The 1,308-nt window shown below is 38.5% G+C and carries 2 protein-coding genes; both read left to right on the top strand.

Features of this window, described 5'->3' with window-relative positions; genetic code table 11:
* Positions 1 to 385: hypothetical protein (locus tag A3756_RS28000; RefSeq protein ID WP_197481399.1), on the top strand; the 385-nt coding region annotated here is incomplete at its 5' end.
* 38 nt (positions 386 to 423) lie between these two features.
* Positions 424 to 1,308: VanZ family protein (locus tag A3756_RS19510; protein WP_197481398.1), on the top strand; the 885-nt coding region annotated here is incomplete at its 3' end.

Below are 1,308 nucleotides of genomic sequence, written 5' to 3'. Positions count from 1 at the left end.
TACGTGGGAACCCTGGGATAAAGAACAAATTAGTGATGATGAACTGGAAACATTTGTAGCCAAAACCCATAAAGTAGCACCAAGCTTACGGGACGAATTTGTTAACACCTCAACAAAAACTTTTATTAAGCCAGGTGAAGGCGCTCATATTCCCTATTTAGCACCACACTGGGTAAAAACATGCGATGAAGTTTCAGCCTCAGTATCAATTATCTTCAACACGAAAGAAACTCAGAAGAAAGGCTTAGCCTTGCGCTTTAATGAATTAGTTAAGAGGAGACTGGGAATCAAGCTAAGCCCTATATCCGGTGACAAAAAGATCAGTGACGCCATAAAAGTATTCCTATTCAAAGTGGCCGCCAAGCTATTGAGTGGTAAAGTCTAAAGCTATTATTTACTCTTAACAGAAATAGGGAAACTCAAATGCCGTTACAAACAAGCCCAAATATAACACGACTAAGCTTTGGGCTTCTTCTACTTCTATATTTACTATTTATTCTAGCGGCAAGCTTTTACCTAACAGGAAAGGCACCCAGCACAGAAAGTGCAATCCAGACCCTACTCGAAAAAGGGAGTGCATTTTCTTTTAATTTTCACAACCTAAGAGATGTTGCTACGAACATACTGCTGTATATGCCATTGGGCTTTCTTTGTTCCCTATATATAGCGAGTAAATCCTCTCCTAGATTAATGAGCCCCTATCTGTTTGTTGGTTTTTTAGTCAGTACACTAGTTGAAATAACGCAAGCATTTATTGGGCGCTATTCCGATATTTCAGACGTAATATCAAATACTTCAGGTTTTATCACGGGCTATTTTGTCGCCTATATTGCACTAAAGCACTTTCACTTTTCACCTTCTAGCTTACTTGGTATAGAGCAAAAATCAGATAATGCGGCATTGCAAAACATATCTGGAATCCGGTTTATCTATATAGCGGTCGCTTATATAACCTGTTTACTACCTCTTAATATCACCGTCTCATTATCTGATATCTATGCAAAGCTAAACAGTCAAAACAGTGACATGCCACGTTTGATTCTTGACCCCTTTTTCCACTTTTCATCCGCATCAGTAGATTGGCAGTACTTAACGTTGAATTGTATCATATTCATACCACTTGCCTTTTTAAGCGCACATATTCAAATAAAACGCCAAACACCTAACATTCTAGTACCCGCTGTCCACTGCCTTTTCTTTTCATTGTGCATTGAAGTATCAGAAGTTTTTATAAAGTCAGGCAGGAGCGATATATTCATGCCTTATATGGCATCGATGATAGGCTTATCTATTTCATTGTTATGCATC

Source organism: Oleiphilus sp. HI0086 (assembly GCF_001635225.1).
This window is presented reverse-complemented; position numbering and strand designations above follow the sequence as displayed.